Below are 19,000 nucleotides of genomic sequence, written 5' to 3'. Positions count from 1 at the left end.
TTTTTATTTTTTCTACATATCTCGGTTAAAAACTTTTTCCTTTTGTTTCTGAAATTCATTTTCAGTGATCACCCCGTCATTTTTTAATTTATTTAATTTACGAAGTTTCACTTCAAAGTCCTCATTTTCTCTTGTAATATACTCTTCAACATTTACTTCATAATTTGATATACCACGATCACTAAAAACGTTATATCCATTAATAATCGTAATCATTAGAGCAATTCCAATCCATAACAATCCGAACAAACCAGCTTGTGGTATTACAATTGTAAAACCGAGGATGATAAAAATAATGCCAACCATTAAACCAAAAAATGACTGCCCTTTACTTGGCTTAACTCGAATTTTTCTCAAATTTCCACCTCTTTTCATTTTAAAATTACTTTCAGAATGAAATAGAAGCTTTGACCTTTAAATCTGATAAAATATTATTTTGCTTTCGAAATACTATATTCGACAAATTATGTTTAAATACCTATTGCCAAAATAAAAAACCACCTAATTAGGTGATTTTTTAATTTTTTTTATTAACTTATTTACACAATTTTATATTCAACCTGTCAGGTTTGTATAAAATGATTTCACACTACTTTTCATACAAAAATCAAAAGAGTTATTATGAATATTTTTCTTTCCATTCGCTTAAATAGAGAACTTCATTTGTTTTTACAGATTCTCCATCAAGAAGTGAAATAAATTCTAAACTATTTCCATCAAGATCTCGAAAATAAACACTTGCTGCTGGCATCCAAGTATGTACAACTGGTTCAATTGGATTTAGTCCGAAAAAGTTTTCAGTTGGTTGAATCCCTCTCTCTTTTAGCCATTCAATACTATTCTCTAGTTCATGTAGACTTACTCCAAAAGCAAAGTGACCTTTGTGAAATTCCTTACCTTTTTCTACTTCCCATAGACCGAGCATTTGTTTGTCCTCACCAATTAAAAAGAAAGCTACTCTTCTTTCTTCAATTTTATGAGCAAGCCTAATACCTAGTTTTTCGTAAAACATAATGGATTCTTCTAAATTTCTCACTTCTAAATGAGTTTCATATATACTTTTAATCATCACTTTTTCCCCCTCTCATCAAATGAATTAATTTTGGATTACTTTATCCTATTAATCTTTATTTCTCCACGATCACTTACATTAATTATCTTCTCATTATCGACTGTAATGACGACCGGAAAAATTTCAGCCTGCTTATTTGAAAATAACCATTTTCTATTTGGCGGTCCTAAAAGAATGTAACAACCCTTTGCCCCCATAAAATTCAAACTATTTACCATTTCTTTATTATTTCTTACTAAGATACCATTAGAGATTAATTGCTTACCTACTGGAAATACATCAAGTGTAGTTAGGTTTATCTCACTAATATTTATGATTGATTGAATAGAGAATGGTTTAGCACTCTTCGGTGAAATAGAGTGCCTCGAAATAAACTCCACAATATTTCCAGAAGGATCTTCAAAATAAAACGAATGCGCATCTAAAAATTCAAAGTAAATTTCATCAAGTCCATCTTCTATTGTTAATTTTACAAAAGATTGGGCCCATCTCTTTGCTTCTTGAAAGTGATTTGATGAAATATTGAAAGCGAAGTGATAGAAGGGATTAGTGTCTTCATTTGTTTCTACAAACTCTAATAAACTTTCTCCTACTTCAATTGTGAAGCTATTACTCTTCATGCTTAGGCAGTTGAATTTTAAGTGGTTAATATAAAATTCTTTCGTTTTATTTAGTTGGCCAGTTTGTAAAACTACTTTATTGATTAACATATCAATCACCTACTTATTCATTTAAGTATTTATATTTTAGCACTAAGTTCTTTGATTTTAAAAAATTCTGAATTTTTATCTCTCAAGAATATCTCCATGATGATATGATTTAATTAACTTTAACTCCAAATAGAAGGAGGTTTGTACGTGATTTTCCAAAAAAATAATCTTACTATTCGTCAATTAAATGAAAGTGATGTTCAACTACTTGCAAAATGGCTTTCGAATCCTAAAGTTCTTCAATATTATGAAGGTCGTGATAATCCGTTCAACGCTGAAAAAGTTAAAAGTATTTTTTTTACGAAAGATCCCGTTATTCAAATGTGTATTATAGTTTATGAAAATATTGATATAGGCTATATACAATTTTATAAGTTAGACGAAGAATCAAAAATTGATTATGGATATGAAAATACAAGTGAAGTTATTTACGGAATGGATCAATTTATTGGAGAAACTGATTTTTGGAATCGTGGGATTGGGAGTTTACTTGTCTCATCGATGGTGGATTTCTTAGTTAATAATCAAAACGCAAAGAAAGTAGTAGTAGATCCACAAACATGGAATGAACGCGCGATTAAATGCTACGAAAAATGTGGATTTAAAAAAATCCGATTACTTCCGAAACATGAGTTACATGAAGGCGAATATAGAGATTGTTATGTGATGGAGTACAATTAAATTAGAATAAAAGGCTGCCTAATTAAAATTAGACAGCCCTATTTTTATTTATTTAAAAGATGCATACCCTTCGTCTGCCATTACTACACTACCGTTAATTGCACTTGCTTCTTCTAAAGAAAGTAAGTAAACTGTGTCAGCAATTTGCTCTGGCCCTGTTAATTTATTGCCCATTACTTTTGCTTTCATCATATCAATAATTCCTTTGTCTTTATATCCTTGAATGATTGGTGTATCAACTGCGCCAGGTGCAACTGCAACAACTCGTATACCATATTCAGCTAATTCAAGAGCTGCTGATTTCGTCATCATAATTACAGCACCCTTCGTTGCATGATAAGCAAAAGTACCATGTGAAGCTAAAAATCCAAATACAGATGCTGTGTTTATAATCACACCTTTAATCCCTAACTCTTTCATTTTACGTGAAGCAGCCATAATACCATATGCAACACCGTGTTGATTAACGGCAATTGTTTTGTTATAAACGTCTAAATTCATATCAACTAATGGTGAATTCGCACCAATCCCTGCATTATTAAACATCACATCGATACGGCCAAATGTTTCAACTGTTTTTTTAATTAAGCCCTCAACATCCTCAAATTTAGAAACATCCGTTTTTACGAATATAGCTTCTCCACCTTCAGCTTTAATTAGATCAACTACTTCATTTCCTAGTTCTTCATTGAAGTCTGCAACAACAACTTGGTCGCCTTTTCGTGCAAATTTTAAAGCTGTTTCTTTCCCGATACCACTAGCTCCACCTGTGATTACTGCTACTCTTTTTGTTGTCATTATGTTTTCCCCCTTAAGATCTAATAAATGATTTATATATGTGTAGAACTTTATTACAACTTAATTGTATCAACGTTTTATATTAAATAAAATTTAGTTATACTTACTAATAATTCACTTAAACTTAATATAGGAGAAAAACATGAATCTTGAACAATTACAATATATTATTGAGGTTTCAAAATCGGGATCACTAACTTTGGCAGCCCAAAAATCACATATCACTTTATCTGCAATTAGCCAATCCATCTCATTGTTGGAGAACGAACTAGGTGTATCCCTTTTCACACGTTCTAGAGGTCAAAGTGCTATACCTACTCGTGAAGGAAAAGTAATTATTGAGAAAGCAACCGAAATTTTAATGAAAGTAAATGAGTTAAAAGAAGAAGCAAATGATTTTAAAAATACTTTATCAGGTGAACTTAGAATTGCAACGATTCCTGGTCCAACTCACCTACTTATTAATACTGTTTCTCGTTTTAAACAAGATTTTCCAAATGTAAAAATAGAAATTTTTGAAAGGGGACCAAATGAAATTATCGAAAGTATTCAGTCCCACAAAATTGACATTGGGTTAATAGTATCCGAGGATTTAATCCCTAAAAACAGTGGATTAATATATGAAAGATTACTCGAAGGTAAAATGGTCGTAGGGGTTAGCTCAACTTCACCTTTATCTTCTCTAAAATCGCTCTCCCCCGAAAAACTGCAACAAGAAACGCTAATTCTTTATGACGATCCAATTATCAAAAATTTCGTAGAAGAATACATTTCTAAATTTGGGAAGACAAATATTTTATTTACGACGAATAATACTGTCGCTATTGAAAACGCGGTAATGAGCGGTTTAGGCTTAACAATCGGTTTAGACTTTTCATTTTTGAAAAATAATGGCCTTGTTCCAATTGAAATTAAATTACCTAATCCTTTACCTGTTCATTATGGTTGGGTTAGACACGATGGAAAATTTTCATCGCAAGCCGCTAAAACATTTTTGAACAGATTATCTTTAGAAATTTAAGGTTCGGTTGTTTTATGGGTTTAAAACAGTATGAGCAGCAATGTGAATCTAATCAATCTTCTAATTGACCACTGGCAAATAATAAGGGATCTCTCACTTTTTGAGAAATCCCTCATAATCAAATATTTTAAAGTTATTGAACAAAAACTTGTTTTAAAGGTTGATCGGCTGGCCCTTCTAATACTTCACCATAAATTGAAAATCTTGAGCCATGGCAAGGACAATCCCATGATTTTTCACCATTATTCCACTCGACTTCACAACCCAAATGAGTACAAGTTGTGTCTACACAATGAACTTTACCATTTACATCTTTATATGCTCCAACTCTTTTCCCATCTAGTGTTACTACTGAGCCCTCATCATTGTATAACTCTTCTATTTTTCTAGAAACAGGTTCTAATTTTCCTTCAATTAAGTGTTTAGCTACATCTATGTTTTGCATTAAGAAATGTTTGATACTTGGATCTGCTTGAAATCTCGAAGGAGTGAATACATCAGCATCAACAGCTTCTTTTCCTAAAATTAAATTACTAATTAACTGGGCAGAGACTGTTCCAGTTGTCATACCCCATTTACGGAAACCTGTGGCAACGTAAATGTTTTGATGTTTTGATGATGATGATAGTCTCCCAATGTATGGCATTTTATCTAAAGTGATTAAATCTTGGGCAGACCATCTGAATTTAACATCTTCAATTCCAAAGGTTTCTTCACCAAAGAGCTTTAAATTTTCATAAAAACTCATTGTACGAGTTTCAACACCAGTTTTATGACTTTCCCCACCAATTAGTACTAATTCTTCATTATTATATTTAAATGATCTTAGTGATCTTTTTGGATTTTCCGCACTTATGTACATGCCTCCTGGATAAGCTGTTTTTACTTTTGCAGCTAGGGCATAGGAACGATCTGCATGTAATTTCGTAAAAAACATTTGATTCCCATCGTAAAAAGGAAAATGGGATGCACTAACAACATGCTTACATTTAATTTTTCTTCCACTTTGAGTGACTACAACTGGACAGTTGCCGGTTTCAACATCAATGACTACAGTTTCTTCATAAATCTTTAATCCATTTTCAATTGAGGCTTTTAATAAATGAATCAAGTATTTTAATGGATGAAACTGTGCCTGATCCCTCATTGTAATCGAATATTTTGTATCAAAAGGTAATAATGTTTTTACTGCTCCAAATGAGTCAATTCCTAACTTTTCGTAAGCTTTCAACTCATTTTCTAGATTTCTTACATAATCATCTGAAGCCGTATAAATTGTTGCATCTTGGGTCTCATAATTACATTCAATTTGGTTATCATTCGTATATTTCCGAATAAAATCCATTGCATTTTTAGTAGAATGATAAAAAATTTTTGTCTTTTCTAATCCAAAATGTTGAATTAGCTCATCATAAATTAAATCATGCTGAGCCGTTACTTTTGCTGTCGTATGACCAGTTGTTCCATTTATAATTTTATTCGCTTCAAGTAAAGCAACCTTCATTCCCGCTTGCGTTAAAAAATATGCGGTTGAAATTCCCGTTATTCCGGCACCAACGATTACTGCATCAAACTCTTCGCCATCGTTATATGGTTCAAAAGTAGGGATATTTAGTCCACTTCTCCATATTGGCTTTGAGTGTTTCGGCAAGCCATTATAATCAATCTTTTCATTCATCTTTGAATACCTCCATTTTGGTTATGTGGTTATTATTACCAAATTGATGAATGTTCATTAATCTAACTTTTTAATACTACAAATTAGTAAATATTGTTAAAATGGAGATAATGATGAATGCTCATCTAACAAAGTAAAAAAATAGTTAATAATTAGTAAAGAGGGTAATGTACATGGCTTATAGAATTAAAGACACTTTAATTTCCGAAACAGATTTAAGAAATAGAGTAAAATCACTTGCTAAACAAATTGAACATGACTTTAATAACGAACCCCTTATCCTTGTAGTTGTATTAAAAGGATCTTTTGTATTTGCAGCTGATTTAGTTCGTGAAATGAAGAGTAATATTAATGTAGACTTTATTTCTGTCTCCAGCTATAGTAACCAAACTGAATCAACTGGAAAAGTCCGACTACTAAAGGATTTAGATGAGAATATCACAGATAAAAACGTGGTGGTAATTGAAGATATCATTGATAGTGGTCTAACTTTACACTTTTTACGCGATCATCTTCAAATGCATAAGCCAAAATCGATTAAGATTTGTACTTTATTAGATAAACCTGAAAGAAGAAAAATCGATTTACCGGTTGATTATGTAGGTTTTGTCATTCCAGATGAGTTTATCGTTGGTTATGGAATTGATTATGCGCAGCAGTATCGAAATCTACCGTATATCGCAACTGTAGAAGAATATTAATTTTAAAAAAACATGCCGATTGATTTTTAATCAAACGGCTTTTTAATTTATTCCTTGTTAACTTTTTTATTAATTAAGTTTATTATTAAGTTTCGATCCTCCGGAAAACTAAGCTCTAATTCAAGAATTTCCTCTGTTGATTTCCAAGCAATTTCATATATTAATTGATCAGGGTCTTGGATCTTAGCATAACCTCCAATAATTCTAACCTCAAAATAATGTACTTCTACTTGAAAACCATACGAGATATCTTCTTTAATAAACAATTGCTCCATTACTTCAACTTCATATCCTGTTTCTTCGAGAACCTCTCTTTTACAACACTCATCAAGCGACTCATTTTTTTCTAAACCGCCTGATGGAACAGCCCAAAGCTTTTTTTCATCAGGTTTTCCTTGAAGAACCATTAAAATCTGCCCTTTACGATTAATACAAATACCCGCTGCCCCAATCCATTTCTCCATGAAAAGCCACCTCTTTTAGTTACTTTATATAACTTAGCTATTCAATCATTTAATGTATTATCCGGCCTGAAAATGATTGACTTAACAATTTCGCCCTTTTGATATTTATATAATTTCTTGGGAAAAATAAATCAAAATAATTAAACGGGGTGAATTTATGAATCGCAAATTTCTACTCTCTTTCTTGATCGTTGTTTGTTTAATTTTTCCGAACTTTAGTTACGCCGAAACGACTACTAACTCATTAAAAATTGCGTTTATTCGCGATGGATATGTTTGGATAAAATTAAATAATAAAGAGGAAAAAATAACAAAAGCAAAAGGGGTTTATTCGAATCAACCCGAGTGGTCATTTAATGGAAATTACTTAATGTACCAAAAAGAAATACCAACTGGTCCTACAGCATCTTATCCTACTCGCTCAGAAATATGGATTTATAATATGAAAACAAAAAAAGAACAAAGGATTATTTCCGATGGTGAGAATCCTAAATGGTCCCCTACTAAAAATATTTTTGCTTTTCTAGATAGTGGTGTGTTGAATGTCTCTGATTTTAAAAATTTTTACAATATTGCACTAGGTGTGGATGATTATAATTGGATTCCAAATGGTAAGGGCTTTATAGCTTCATCACCCGCAGCACTAAATCCGGGCGGTTGGACAAATCCAGTTTTATATAAAATCACCTTACCAAAGGATTTAAAAAATATTACTAGCGTAACAAACAATGTTAAACAATTTTTTGTTGTTCCAAAAACTCTAACAAAAGGCAATACTTCCATTCCGTCTATAAATGCGTCAACATTTCAATTTTCACCTGATCAAAAATGGATCTCTTTTATTGTTAATCCAACAGCTTCTTGGTCTATGGATAGTGACATGCTTTGTATCATTTCTTCAGATGGAAAGGTTTTTGAAGTTCAAGCTGAAATTATTTTACATTTAGATAATCCAAAATGGGCTCAAACTAAAAATATATTAGGATACATTGCAGGTGGGGGCAGATTAGTTTTCGGATACAAAAATAAAAAGATGAATATTACTGAAATGCCAGCATTTACATCCACAAATATAACACCACCACATTATGCTGAATTAGGATTTACATGGTGTGATGATACATCGATCGTTGTTTCAAGAGTAAAAGAAAGTGAGTGGTCAAATGATGAAAAGAAACGACCTAAACCATCATTAAATGTGATTAATCTTACTACTCATAAACAATTAAAAATAACTAGTCCACCAATTGGAAAAGGAGATTATAACCCAGTCTACTCTAAGTCATCCAATAAAATAACATGGACTAGAAAAGGCGAATTAGATGTTGTCGGTAATGTATGGATCGCCAATTTGGATGGCAGTAAACCTAAAATTTTATTAAAAAATGTTAGTTCATATTCTATTTTTGAGCGTAAATAAAGGATGAATTAGTTTCATCCTTTTTCTATTTCAAGACCATTAATGAAGCAATCATTTTGTAAAACTGGAACTACTTTAAAACGGTTTAACTGACTACAATGCGTTACATCATCTTCAAAGCCCCTCATTCTTAACTCTCTTCCACTTCCACATTCCCAAATCAATTCTTTAATTTTATGTTTCGAATGAAGAAACGCACCAATACAGACTTCCGCTTCAGGTGATTTCGTTCCTTCTAACTCTGCTAAAATTGCTCCTGCTCCTAAATAATCTTCAATTGAAGGTCGAAGTGCGTCCTCATTTTCGTGTAAATCATTCCAAACCTCACCGCACGGGATGACTGTTATATTAACTTTGTTTTCGTTTTTTAGGCGATTAGCCAAACTTGCAACCGAAGATGCATTAAGTAAAGAACCAATTAATAACGCGGGCACCTTTGAAGCGATCCATGAACAAAATGCCCCATTTAATGAACATAAAACGAATTTATTATTGGCATGACTTTTAGTAAATGAGACCGGAGAGAGAGTTGCTTTCCCTAAACTAGCCGCTTCATTTCTTCCTAAAATATACTCCGCTCCGATCTTTTTAGCATAAGCTTTCCCATCTAAATTTGGTGGATATGGGTAGACGATTGCGTTTTGAACTACTGCTGAAACAACAGTCGATGAAAAACTAAGAACATCAACAATAATTGTGATATCCCCTCTTTCCGCTGCTTCCCTAGCCCCCCTTTTTCCCCACTCGACACGGCATTCATAATTAGATTGATTGAACATTTATCCACCCCCTTTATTAACTTTTAAAATCGTCATCCATAGAAAAAGCAATACTCTTTATTAGTATTGCATCCGTGAGAAGACAAAGTTAAACAAATTGATTTCCCGACTGATTGCAAGCGCTTGTCATTCGAGGCACAAAGTCTGGTGAGAAGCGGAGTTACCCTAGACGGTAATGAGCACTGCTCAACTGGCAAAGTAACGAAGAAAGCGAGCGTTTGTCGGGCAGTCTGAAACGTTTAACGATATGTAACTTCTGTAAAGACTAAACTATTTTTAGTAGTATTAATCGGCTCATTTGGATAATAGAACGCTAAGTTATTTACTTTCTTACTTTTTTATTCAGGAAAAGAGCACACACCTAAACGATTTCCCTCTATATCTTTAAATTCAAACTATTTAAACGTTCCATCTACATTCAATTGCTCTAATTCTACATCGTGTTCTTTTAAATAATTATAAGCTTGTTCAATATTTGGAGTATAAAAATTAAAACTCATATGCGTATTTGGATTTTCTACTTGATTTGTTTTTCTCACAATCGTTAATGGTGTTTCCCCAATATTTAATGCAGCATATCCATTTATCGGATCGTTCCATCTAATCGTAAAACCCAATACCGAGCAATACCAATCTACTGCTTTCTCAAAATCAGTTACTTGCAGAAAAACTGTATCAATTCTTTTAAAATGCTCTGACATAGCTAGGTCCTCCTTTTTTACTACCTACTATTTATTCAACATTTGTAAACTATTTCCTTTTATAATTTCATGCTTAAAATAAAGGGATTTCATTATAAATAGTCAATTATTTATAAATATTGAAACTAAACATTGGAGGAGAAATTTTGATTAAAATCGTTAAGGTAAAAAAAGAAGAGGAATCAAAATTACACAATTTAATGCAATTTTATATTTATGAATTCACTAAATATCTTCCTGAAATTAAACTTGGAGAAAATGGATTTTTTCATAAGTTTAACTTGGAAAAATACTGGCAGGAACAAGATTATCACGCTTTTTTTGTGTTGTATAAAGAAGAATTAATCGGCTTCGCTTTAATTGAAACTACATCAGAATCCACTTCAAATTGTATAGAAGAGTTTTTTATAATTGAAAAATATAAAGGGCATGGTTTTGGCAAAAAAGTAGCAATAGAACTTTTCAATCTGTTTCCTGGAAAATGGAGTATCTCACAAATTGAAAAAAATGAACCTGCTAAAGCTTTTTGGAGAAATGTAATTCATTATTATACAAAAGGAAACTTTACTGAAAGAGTAGATGAGAATAAAAAGACAATTCAAGAGTTTGATACGTATGAAATTATAGAAAATTAATTTAAGTGGTTTATGAGGTAGTACATAGGATATATGTTGATTTTTACTTCCTCATAACGGGTTCATGAGGTAGTATATTGGCTTAATGTTGATTTTTACTTCCTCATAACGGGTTCATGAGGTAGCATATTAGCTGAATGCTGATTTTTACATCCTCATAACGGGTTCATGGGGTAGTATATTGGCTTAATATTGATATGTACTACCTCATAACGGATTTATGAGGTAGTACATAGGATAAATGTTGATTTTTACTTCCTCATAACGGGTTCATGAGGTAGTATATTGGCTTAATGTTGATTTTTACTTCCTCATAACGGGTTGATGAGGTAGCATATTAGCTAAATGCTGATTTTTACTTCCTCATAACGGGTTCATGAGGTAGTATATTGGCTTAATGTTGATTTTTACTTCCTCATAACGGGTTCATGAGGTAGTATATTGGCTTAATGTTGATTTTTACTTCCTCATAACGGGTTCATGGGGTAGTATATTGGCTAAATAATGAAAATCACTTACTCATAAATAGTACATTACCAATTTAAAGCCACCATATAGGTGGCTTTATTTTGTAATATAGTTAGAATTAATTTGCTTTGAAATTATAAAGTGGTTTAATGACTTTAATAACATCAATCGCATCCTTAGTATTTTCAATGATTTCTTTCATTTCCTTATATGCCATTGGACTTTCATCTAGTGTACTCTCTAAAACTGAAGTACTCCAAACATCCTTCATTGTTTCTTTAAACTCATCAAGTGAAAGAGTTGCCTTTGCCTTTGTGCGACTGAGAATTCGACCTGCACCATGAGGAGCCGAGTAATTCCAATCTGGATTTCCTTTTCCGATTGCAATCAAACTACCATCTCGCATGTTGATCGGAATCAATACTTTCTCACCTTTTTGAGCAGAAATTGCCCCTTTACGCAGAATCATATTTTCGATATCAATATAATTATGAACAGTTGTAAATTGTTCAACCACTGTTAAATCCATATTCTTTACGATTTCATCCATCATTGCCTTACGGTTCCATAAGGCATATTCTTGGGCAATCGCCATATCGTGCATATATCGATCAAACCAAACTCCTTCTAAATATGCTAGATCCTTTGGAATATATAGCGAAGGAAGGTTTTTTAATGCAGCTTCAATTTCTTTTTCACGACCCTCATCTCTTAATTGCTGAATGACTTTTGAACGATTTTCGGACTGGCTCTTTGATAATTCATACGCCTTTTTCTGATAAAATTCCGCTACAACTTTACCTAAATTTCGGCTTCCGGAATGTATAACAAAATAAATATTTCCGTCCTCATCAGAATTGCACTCAATAAAATGATTTCCACCACCAAGTGAGCCCAAGCTAAGCTTTGTTCTTGTTTCATTTAATTCTTTAAAGCAGTACAGCTGTGAAAAATCAATTTTCTTCACAAAATCATGCTTATTATTTCGAATTGAAAACCCTGATGGAACATGTTTACGAATGACAGCATCTAGTTTTTGAAAATCGATATCTTTTTGTGAAACTCTTATTGTTTCCATTCCGCAACCTATATCGTACGTTAACCTCTAATTTCTTAGAGAGTGGACTATACCTTCTCTACAGTCATCGGAGTATGCAGCTCCTTATGTAGGCTCGCCGTGTTAACTATTCCATCCGAGATTAGCAAGTAGAATAATTCTGCACAATCGTCTGCTAACAACGTGCAAGTCTCTGAACCATTTGATTATGTCACCATAACCTCTGGCTGCTGATTGCCCTCGACTATATTTTACGTTAGGGTTTCCAGCAATTGAGCGAGTTTTTTAACGTTGGAGCCGTTTTAGTTAACCCCAACGAGATTTGGAACGATTTTATCTTGAATCGTCATTGTCGTTCCAATCGTACATCCCTTACCTGCATGAGTATCTGGCATAATTCTAATTTTAGAACTTTTCACGAACTCTTGATTACATAGTTCAATAATTTGCCCAATTGCTCCTTGTTCCACATTATCTGTAAATATTTTAGCTTCATTAAATGAGCCTTTAACTGTAAGCATTGTTTTCTCCTTCAAGTTAGTTTTATTTTAAGGCCTGACTTTATTAAACTATTTTAAAGCATTTGATAATAGTTCTTAAAGATTCTATTTTATTGATTTTCTAAATTTAATGAATACGAAAGAAATTCTTTATCAACTTGATAGCCATTTTTTTCATATAATGCTTGTGCCGATTTATTATCAATCGCAGTTTGTAAATCCAATGCTTTTGCGTTCGATTCGATTGCAAATTTCTTTGCTGCATTTAACAGCAATTGAGCTACTCCTTTTTGCCTTGCTGTTTCGGTTACATATAAATCATTTAAAATCCATAACTTTTTCATTGATACTGAAGAAAATGAAGGATATAACTGAGTAAATCCTATAGATTGATTTTCTTCTTTCACAAGAAAAATAACAGAATCTTGTGTTTTAATTCTCTCGGTTATAAAATCAATCGCTCCAATTAAATTACTTTCTTGTTTATAAAACATTCTGTACTGATCAAATAAATTCGCTACTTCTGAAATATGCTCTAATTTTGCACGAACTACTTCCATCATGTCACCTCTTCTAACTGTTAATTAATCTATCTAGTTAGTTCGGTACATTTCATTAATTTCCTCTAATCAATACAAAGGTTATAAAACCTACGAAAAATAGTAATTTTTAATTGTAAAGTTAATAATATAAAAATGATCTATTAAATTTCCAAAATTTAGGTTTTCATCTGAATTAACTTATAATAATATTGTAGATGAAAAACTAATTTAATTTTTTCTATTATGTGAAAAAATTAACATTCTTATTATTTGGGGTGATTAATAAATGGATAAAAAAGCGCTCATTATTATTGATTATACTAATGACTTTGTAGCTGATGCTGGTTCATTAACTTGTGGTAAACCTGCGCAAGTTATTGAGCAAAGCATTCTTCAATTAACTAAAAATTTCATAGAAAATCAAGATTATGTTGTATTTGCAGTAGACGTCCATGATGAGAATGATCCGTTTCATCCCGAAACAAAATTATTCCCACCTCATAATATTAGACATACTAAAGGAAGAGATTTATATGGTGGATTAATGGGCTTATACAATTCATCAAAGGGCAATTCAACTGTTCAATGGCTCGATAAAACTCGTTACTCCGCTTTTGCCGGAACAGACCTTGAGATAAAACTAAATGAAAGAGGCATAAGCGAACTTCATTTAATAGGAGTTTGCACTGATATTTGTGTATTACATACCGCGGTCGATGCTTATAATAAGGGGTATAAAATAGTCGTTCACCAGCAGGCTGTTGCAAGCTTTAATGCAGCTGGGCATGAATGGGCTTTAAGTCATTTCAAAAATACTTTAGGGGCGGAAATAAGATGAATTACAACTTTCAAGATGATAGCCTTGCACTTCATACAGACCTTTATCAAATTAATATGGCCGAAACTTATTGGGGAGACAATATTCACAATAAAAATGCCATTTTTGAACTTTATTTTCGTAAACTCCCATTTGGAAATGGATATGCAATCTTTGCAGGTTTAGAAAAAATAATCAGTTATCTGCAGAATTTTAAATTTAGTAGTTCAGATCTTGACTATTTAAAAGAAGAACTAGGATATAAGGATGAATATATTCAATTTTTGTCTGGTGTAAAATTCACAGGTTCAATTAGATCAATTCAAGAAGGCGAATTAGTATTTGGGAATGAACCAATTTTAAGAGTTGAGGCCCCACTTCTAGAGGCGCAATTAATTGAAACTGCGTTATTAAACATCGTTAATTATCAAACATTAATTGCTACGAAAGCTTCACGAATTAAACATATCGTTGGTACTGATACGTTAATGGAATTTGGAACAAGACGTGCTCAAGAATTTGATGCTGCCATTTGGGGGGCAAGAGCCGCTTATATTGGTGGATTCCATGCGACTAGTAATGTTCGTGCTGGTAAACTATTTAACATTCCTGTTTCAGGTACACATGCACATGCGCTCGTGCAAGCATATCGAGATGAATACATAGCTTTCAAAAAATATGCGGATCGTCATTATAACTGTACATTCCTAGTTGATACATACGATACACTAAAAAGTGGAGTGCCTAATGCGATTAAAGTCGCAAAAGAACTAGGTGATAAAATTAACTTTGCAGCCATCAGACTAGATAGTGGTGACTTAGCCTATTTATCGAAAGAAGCTAGAAAAATGCTCGATGAAGCTGGTTTCGTAAATACAAAAATTGTTGCTTCGAATGATTTAGATGAATATACAATTTTAAATTTAAAATCGCAAGGAGCAAAAATTGATTCTTGGGGAATAGGAACTAAACTTATTACAGCATATGATCAACCGGCCCTTGGAGCTGTTTATAAATTAGTAAGTATTGAAGATGAAAATGGGAAAATGATCGATACAATAAAAATTTCTCAAAACCCTGAAAAAGTAACAACTCCTGGACTAAAGAAATTGTATCGAATTATTAATACAGTGAACCATCACGCTGAGGCTGATTATATTGCCCTTGAAGATGAAGATCCAGGGTCTGAGGAAAAAATAAAGTTATTCCACCCAATCCATCCATATATCAGTAAGTTTGTAACTAATTTTGAAGCTAGAGAACTTCATCACCAAATCTTTACTAAAGGTGAATTAGTCTACAAAGTTCCTGCAATTAAAGACATTCAGGATTTTGCTGAAAACAACTTAAGTGTACTTTGGGAAGAATACAAACGTGCATTAAACCCTGAAGAATATCCAGTAGACTTAAGTCAAAAATGTTGGGATAACAAAATGGAAAAAATAGCAGAAGCTAGAAAGAAAACAGAGGAAATGAAAAATGGCTAAAATTGGGATTTATGGCAGTTCGTTTGATCCGATTACAAACGTTCATTTATGGACTGCAAGTACGATTGCTCATCGTTGTCAATTAGACAAAGTTATCTTTTTACCATGCTCTTCAAAAAGAAGAGATAAACAATTACATAATACTGATGAACATCGTTGGAATATGTTAAAACTGGCAATTCAAAACAACTCAAAGTTTATTGCAGACGATTATGAAATGAGTAAAGAGGCTTGGGAAGTTTTCACTTACTATACAATGAACCATTTTAAAGCGAAATACAGTGAAGATGAAGTTTATTTCATAATGGGAGCTGATCTCCTAGAAGATATTGCAGAAGGAAAATGGAAATACGGGGACCAATTAGTTTCCGAAAATAAATTCATTGTAATGGCTCGTGATGGAATTGATATGTTAAAAACCATCTCTCGTTCTCCCTTATTAAGAAACAATGATAACGGTTCAAGATTTCATCTAATTGATAAAGGATTAGCGATGGAAATTAGTTCAACATATATCCGAGAAGAGTTTGCAAAAGGTGGCGAGCCAAGATATTTATTACCTGAGGATTGCTACGCTTATATAAAAAAATACAATCTGTATCAAAAGGAGAATGAAGATTGAACAGTTTACAAAAAGAAATTGTCGAAGAAATGAAAGTAAAGCCAGTTATCGATCCTAAAGAGGAAGTAAGAATAAGTGTTGATTTCCTAAAAAGCTATCTTAAAAAACATCCTTTTTTAAATGGATTTGTATTAGGTATTTCAGGTGGTCAAGATTCAACTTTAACTGGTAAGCTTGCACAAATCGCAATAGATGAATTAAATAGTGAGCAATCAGAAAAAAACTATCTATTTATCGCAATTCGATTACCATATGGCGTTCAAATGGACGAAGAGGACTGCCAGGAAGCGTTAAAGTTTATCCAACCAACTAAGACCTACACAGTGAATATTAAAGCTGCTGTAGATGCTAGTGTTAACACATTAAAAGATATTGGCGTAGACCTTACTGATTTTGCAAAAGGTAATGAAAAGGCTCGTGAAAGAATGAAAGCTCAATATAGCATTGCTGCTATGAATGGGTGTGTTGTCTTAGGCACTGACCATTCCGCTGAGGCTGTTACTGGTTTTTACACTAAATATGGCGATGGTGGTTCAGACCTTTGTCCGATCTTCCGTCTAAATAAACGACAAGGAAAGATGCTGCTAAAAGAATTAAATTGCCCACCAAAGCTATATGAAAAAGTTCCGACTGCTGACCTTGAAGAGGATCGTCCACAATTAGCAGATGAAGTCGCACTTGGTGTTACATACGATGATATCGATGATTACTTAGAAGGCAAAGAAATTAATAGTGACTCTCAAGCAAAAATCGAATCATGGTTTAATAAATCAAGACATAAGAGACAAATGCCTTACACTGTTTTTGATAAATTTTAATACATTTCAGACAGCCCGAAAAAGCTACCTATTTTGGTAGCTTTTTCACTTTTGTGCTCAATAAATGGATATGAAAGTTAAAATTGGACAACGTAATAATACAGTCATCAAGAAAGGAATGTTCATATTATGTGGATTTTATTTTTTATTCTTTTAATCTTATGGGTATTAGGTTTTTTTACTTTCCATATCGCAGGCGGTCTAATTCATATTCTATTAATTATCGCAATTATTGTATTTATCGTTAACCTATTTAGACGTAAAAAGTAGCAAATTTTTAGGGGAATTTTCTACAAACCAAGAGCTTTGATTTTTCAAGCTCTTTTTCTTTGCCATTTCTATTCCTAATCCTGCTTTTAACCTCTTCTATATTCTTCTATTTTTGAATAAACTTCTATGAATGTCATAAATATAGAGGAGCGAAATTATGCCAGTTAGTATGGAGCCTCCTATATCAATGGAAATAATGCTTCAAACAATTCGTACAGGACTACCAAAAACACTTGAGCCTAAAAATATTATTATTGTAGGTGCTGGGATATCAGGTTTAGTAGCTGCTTCACTTTTAAAAGGAGCAGGACATGAAGTAACAGTTCTCGAAGGAAATGATCGAATTGGTGGTCGTATTTTTACTAATCGTAATTTTTATGCAGGACAGTATATGGAAAATGGTGCAATGCGATTACCATCTATTCACTTGCTTGTTTTAGAATATATTAAGAAATTTAACCTCCCTTTAGAAGAATTCATTAATAGTACTCCAAACGATATTATATACGTAAACAATGTAAGAACCATTCAAAAGCTTTATGAAGAAAATCCCGACATTCTTAACTTCCCTACTTCACCATCTGAAAAAGGTAAAACAGCTGAATATTTGGCTCAATACGCCATGCAACCTGTAACTGACTTTATTAAAAAGAATCCAAAAAAGAATTGGGAAATCGTTATTAAATTACTTGATCGTTATTCAATGGAATATTATTTAAAATACAATCCATATGGTAGAACATTATCAGTTGGAGCCATTGATATGATTAAGGTTATGCTTGGGATGGAAGGCTTTCCTGAGCTTTCATTCACTGCCTTACTTCGAGAAGTAATGATTCTATTTACTCCTGGACTAAAATTTTATGAAATAAAAGGTGGAAATGATCACTTACCGTATTCATTCCTACCTGAATTAAAAGAAAATATTTTTTTAAATCAAAAAATGAAAAAAATTGAACAACACGATTCTTCTGTAACGATTCATACAGAGGATACACAAACCTCGCAGGCATATACTGTAACTGGAGACTTAGCCATCATTACCATACCTTTTTCTTTACTAAACTTCGTTGAAATCATTCCACGCGATTTATTTTCTTATAACAAATATAAAGCAATTCGACAATTACATTATGTTCCTTCGACTAAAATTGGATTACAATTTAAAACTAGATTTTGGGAGAAAACAGGTAATATTGGTGGAAAAATGATTTCTGATTTACCTGTTCGTTATTCCTATTTCCCAAGCCAATCCGTTGGCTCAGAGGGCCCAGGCGTCATATTAGCTAGCTATACATGGGAAGATAATGCATCAATTTGGGATAGCTTAACTGAAAAAGAACAAATAGAGAATGCGCTAGAAGATTTATCCAGAATTTACGGTAAAGAAATATATAATGAGTTTATTACTGGTAATACATTTAGTTGGTCAGAAAATCCTTTTTCAGGTGGAGCTTTTGCTATTTTCAAACCTGACCAGCAAACAGAGATTGCTCCATATATTTCAACTCCAGAAGGACTAATCCATTTCGCTGGTGATCACACTTCTACAGCGCCAGGTTGGATTCAAGGCGCAATCGAATCTGGAATAAGGGTGGCTTATGAGGTTAACGATTTACCTAAATCAACGGCAAATGAGAATTTTGAGGCACATAATCAAGGGTAACCATCAGAGTTTTGGATTTCTAACCTTAGAAAGTGAGCATTATGGCTTTATGTACAAAATACTATGGCCAATTAATTGAACCTTTTATACCAA

Annotated in this window: 20 protein-coding genes and 2 pseudogenes; 11 read left to right on the top strand and 11 right to left on the bottom strand. The window is 32.7% G+C overall.

Features of this window, described 5'->3' with window-relative positions; translation table 11 throughout:
• Nucleotides 1–12: 12 nt before the first annotated feature.
• The 3 genes from AB1282_RS11270 to AB1282_RS11260 all read right to left on the bottom strand — a co-directional run bounded on the left by AB1282_RS11270 (nt 13) and on the right by AB1282_RS11260 (nt 1,782).
• On the bottom strand, nt 13–357 hold the full coding sequence (locus AB1282_RS11270) for an SHOCT domain-containing protein (RefSeq protein ID WP_429899110.1): 345 nt from the start codon (nt 355–357) through the stop codon (nt 13–15).
• Nucleotides 358–619: 262 nt separating this feature from the next.
• Complete coding sequence (locus AB1282_RS11265; protein WP_056471919.1) at nt 620–1,069, bottom strand: VOC family protein; 450 nt, start codon at nt 1,067–1,069, stop codon at nt 620–622.
• Between the two features lie 38 nt (nt 1,070–1,107).
• Nucleotides 1,108–1,782, bottom strand: a complete 675-nt coding sequence (locus tag AB1282_RS11260) for a VOC family protein (protein WP_429899109.1) — start codon at nt 1,780–1,782, stop codon at nt 1,108–1,110.
• Between the two features lie 147 nt (nt 1,783–1,929).
• Between AB1282_RS11260 and AB1282_RS11255 the strand changes: the two genes are divergently transcribed.
• Nucleotides 1,930–2,463, top strand: a complete 534-nt coding sequence (locus tag AB1282_RS11255) for a GNAT family N-acetyltransferase (RefSeq protein WP_429899108.1) — start codon at nt 1,930–1,932, stop codon at nt 2,461–2,463.
• 48 nt (nt 2,464–2,511) lie between these two features.
• On the opposite strand, the gene AB1282_RS11250 is transcribed toward AB1282_RS11255, so the two are convergent.
• Nucleotides 2,512–3,261: an SDR family NAD(P)-dependent oxidoreductase gene (locus AB1282_RS11250; protein ID WP_056471909.1), complete on the bottom strand. Its 750-nt coding sequence runs from the start codon at nt 3,259–3,261 to the stop codon at nt 2,512–2,514.
• Nucleotides 3,262–3,403: 142 nt separating this feature from the next.
• On the opposite strand from AB1282_RS11250, the gene AB1282_RS11245 reads away from it, so the two are divergent.
• Nucleotides 3,404–4,282, top strand: a complete 879-nt coding sequence (locus tag AB1282_RS11245; protein WP_429899107.1) for a LysR family transcriptional regulator — start codon at nt 3,404–3,406, stop codon at nt 4,280–4,282.
• Between the two features lie 133 nt (nt 4,283–4,415).
• Here the strand turns inward: AB1282_RS11245 and AB1282_RS11240 are convergent, their stop codons facing one another.
• Entirely contained in the window at nt 4,416–5,960 is a 1,545-nt protein-coding gene (locus AB1282_RS11240) for an FAD-dependent oxidoreductase (RefSeq protein ID WP_429899106.1), read from the bottom strand.
• Nucleotides 5,961–6,133: 173 nt separating this feature from the next.
• Between AB1282_RS11240 and hpt the strand changes: the two genes are divergently transcribed.
• Nucleotides 6,134–6,661 carry a hypoxanthine phosphoribosyltransferase gene (hpt, locus tag AB1282_RS11235; RefSeq protein WP_056471903.1) on the top strand — a complete coding sequence of 176 codons (528 nt, stop codon included), beginning with the start codon at nt 6,134–6,136 and terminating at the stop codon, nt 6,659–6,661.
• A 47-nt stretch (nt 6,662–6,708) separates the two neighbouring features.
• On the opposite strand, the gene AB1282_RS11230 is transcribed toward hpt, so the two are convergent.
• A complete protein-coding gene (locus AB1282_RS11230) occupies nt 6,709–7,125 on the bottom strand; it encodes an NUDIX hydrolase (protein WP_056471900.1) in 417 nt (138 codons plus the stop codon).
• 157 nt (nt 7,126–7,282) lie between these two features.
• Here AB1282_RS11230 and AB1282_RS11225 point away from each other — a divergent pair, with 157 nt between their 5' ends.
• On the top strand, nt 7,283–8,545 hold the full coding sequence (locus tag AB1282_RS11225) for a TolB domain-containing protein (protein WP_429899105.1): 1,263 nt from the start codon (nt 7,283–7,285) through the stop codon (nt 8,543–8,545).
• Between the two features lie 14 nt (nt 8,546–8,559).
• Here the strand turns inward: AB1282_RS11225 and AB1282_RS11220 are convergent, their stop codons facing one another.
• On the bottom strand, nt 8,560–9,324 hold the full coding sequence (locus tag AB1282_RS11220; RefSeq protein WP_429899104.1) for a 2-phosphosulfolactate phosphatase: 765 nt from the start codon (nt 9,322–9,324) through the stop codon (nt 8,560–8,562).
• 395 nt (nt 9,325–9,719) lie between these two features.
• A complete protein-coding gene (locus AB1282_RS11215; RefSeq protein ID WP_429899103.1) occupies nt 9,720–10,025 on the bottom strand; it encodes a VOC family protein in 306 nt (101 codons plus the stop codon).
• Nucleotides 10,026–10,171: 146 nt separating this feature from the next.
• On the opposite strand from AB1282_RS11215, the gene AB1282_RS11210 reads away from it, so the two are divergent.
• Nucleotides 10,172–10,660, top strand: coding sequence for a GNAT family N-acetyltransferase (locus tag AB1282_RS11210; protein ID WP_056471888.1), 489 nt, complete (start codon nt 10,172–10,174; stop codon nt 10,658–10,660).
• 586 nt (nt 10,661–11,246) lie between these two features.
• Here AB1282_RS11210 and AB1282_RS11205 read toward each other — a convergent pair.
• The 3 genes and pseudogenes from AB1282_RS11205 to AB1282_RS11195 form a co-directional block, all read right to left on the bottom strand.
• A pseudogene (locus AB1282_RS11205) lies at nt 11,247–12,221 on the bottom strand (RtcB family protein); the annotation flags it as partial.
• A gap of 269 nt (nt 12,222–12,490) precedes the next feature.
• Nucleotides 12,491–12,706, bottom strand: a pseudogene (locus AB1282_RS11200) (RtcB family protein); the annotation flags it as partial.
• An 89-nt stretch (nt 12,707–12,795) separates the two neighbouring features.
• Nucleotides 12,796–13,245 (bottom strand): GNAT family N-acetyltransferase, encoded by a 450-nt coding sequence (locus AB1282_RS11195; RefSeq protein ID WP_429899102.1) that lies wholly within the window; start codon nt 13,243–13,245, stop codon nt 12,796–12,798.
• Nucleotides 13,246–13,513: 268 nt separating this feature from the next.
• Here AB1282_RS11195 and AB1282_RS11190 point away from each other — a divergent pair, with 268 nt between their 5' ends.
• The 6 genes from AB1282_RS11190 to AB1282_RS11165 all read left to right on the top strand — a co-directional run bounded on the left by AB1282_RS11190 (nt 13,514) and on the right by AB1282_RS11165 (nt 18,907).
• On the top strand, nt 13,514–14,065 hold the full coding sequence (locus AB1282_RS11190; protein ID WP_429899101.1) for a cysteine hydrolase family protein: 552 nt from the start codon (nt 13,514–13,516) through the stop codon (nt 14,063–14,065).
• Nucleotides 14,062–15,531, top strand: a complete 1,470-nt coding sequence (locus tag AB1282_RS11185) for a nicotinate phosphoribosyltransferase (protein WP_056471875.1) — start codon at nt 14,062–14,064, stop codon at nt 15,529–15,531. The genes AB1282_RS11190 and AB1282_RS11185 overlap by 4 nt, the downstream gene beginning before the upstream one ends.
• Nucleotides 15,524–16,153, top strand: coding sequence for a nicotinate (nicotinamide) nucleotide adenylyltransferase (gene nadD, locus AB1282_RS11180; protein ID WP_056471873.1), 630 nt, complete (start codon nt 15,524–15,526; stop codon nt 16,151–16,153). Before AB1282_RS11185 ends, nadD begins: the two co-directional genes overlap by 8 nt.
• Entirely contained in the window at nt 16,150–16,971 is an 822-nt protein-coding gene (gene nadE, locus AB1282_RS11175) for an ammonia-dependent NAD(+) synthetase (RefSeq protein WP_056471870.1), read from the top strand. The genes nadD and nadE overlap by 4 nt, the downstream gene beginning before the upstream one ends.
• 129 nt (nt 16,972–17,100) lie before the next feature.
• Complete coding sequence (locus tag AB1282_RS11170) at nt 17,101–17,241, top strand: lmo0937 family membrane protein (protein ID WP_216600079.1); 141 nt, start codon at nt 17,101–17,103, stop codon at nt 17,239–17,241.
• A 157-nt stretch (nt 17,242–17,398) separates the two neighbouring features.
• Nucleotides 17,399–18,907, top strand: a complete 1,509-nt coding sequence (locus tag AB1282_RS11165) for a flavin monoamine oxidase family protein (RefSeq protein ID WP_056471865.1) — start codon at nt 17,399–17,401, stop codon at nt 18,905–18,907.
• Nucleotides 18,908–19,000 lie beyond the last annotated feature (93 nt).

The organism is Gottfriedia sp. S16(2024) (genome assembly GCF_050473765.1).
In the GTDB taxonomy this organism is placed as follows: domain Bacteria; phylum Bacillota; class Bacilli; order Bacillales; family Bacillaceae_G; genus Gottfriedia.
Note: the sequence above shows the minus strand (reverse complement) of the source record. Positions and strands in the feature narration are given on the sequence as shown.

Coding starts and splice junctions, on each gene's coding strand:
- AB1282_RS11265 (WP_056471919.1), bottom strand. CDS start 1,069: ATGATTAAAAGTATATATGAAACTCATTTAGAAGTGAGAAATTTAGAA.
- AB1282_RS11260 (WP_429899109.1), bottom strand. CDS start 1,782: ATGTTAATCAATAAAGTAGTTTTACAAACTGGCCAACTAAATAAAACG.
- AB1282_RS11250 (WP_056471909.1), bottom strand. CDS start 3,261: ATGACAACAAAAAGAGTAGCAGTAATCACAGGTGGAGCTAGTGGTATC.
- AB1282_RS11245 (WP_429899107.1), top strand. CDS start 3,404: ATGAATCTTGAACAATTACAATATATTATTGAGGTTTCAAAATCGGGA.
- AB1282_RS11240 (WP_429899106.1), bottom strand. CDS start 5,960: ATGAATGAAAAGATTGATTATAATGGCTTGCCGAAACACTCAAAGCCA.
- hpt (WP_056471903.1), top strand. CDS start 6,134: ATGGCTTATAGAATTAAAGACACTTTAATTTCCGAAACAGATTTAAGA.
- AB1282_RS11230 (WP_056471900.1), bottom strand. CDS start 7,125: ATGGAGAAATGGATTGGGGCAGCGGGTATTTGTATTAATCGTAAAGGG.
- AB1282_RS11225 (WP_429899105.1), top strand. CDS start 7,283: ATGAATCGCAAATTTCTACTCTCTTTCTTGATCGTTGTTTGTTTAATT.
- AB1282_RS11220 (WP_429899104.1), bottom strand. CDS start 9,324: ATGTTCAATCAATCTAATTATGAATGCCGTGTCGAGTGGGGAAAAAGG.
- AB1282_RS11215 (WP_429899103.1), bottom strand. CDS start 10,025: ATGTCAGAGCATTTTAAAAGAATTGATACAGTTTTTCTGCAAGTAACT.
- AB1282_RS11195 (WP_429899102.1), bottom strand. CDS start 13,245: ATGGAAGTAGTTCGTGCAAAATTAGAGCATATTTCAGAAGTAGCGAAT.
- AB1282_RS11190 (WP_429899101.1), top strand. CDS start 13,514: ATGGATAAAAAAGCGCTCATTATTATTGATTATACTAATGACTTTGTA.
- AB1282_RS11185 (WP_056471875.1), top strand. CDS start 14,062: ATGAATTACAACTTTCAAGATGATAGCCTTGCACTTCATACAGACCTT.
- nadD (WP_056471873.1), top strand. CDS start 15,524: ATGGCTAAAATTGGGATTTATGGCAGTTCGTTTGATCCGATTACAAAC.
- AB1282_RS11170 (WP_216600079.1), top strand. CDS start 17,101: ATGTGGATTTTATTTTTTATTCTTTTAATCTTATGGGTATTAGGTTTT.
- AB1282_RS11165 (WP_056471865.1), top strand. CDS start 17,399: ATGCCAGTTAGTATGGAGCCTCCTATATCAATGGAAATAATGCTTCAA.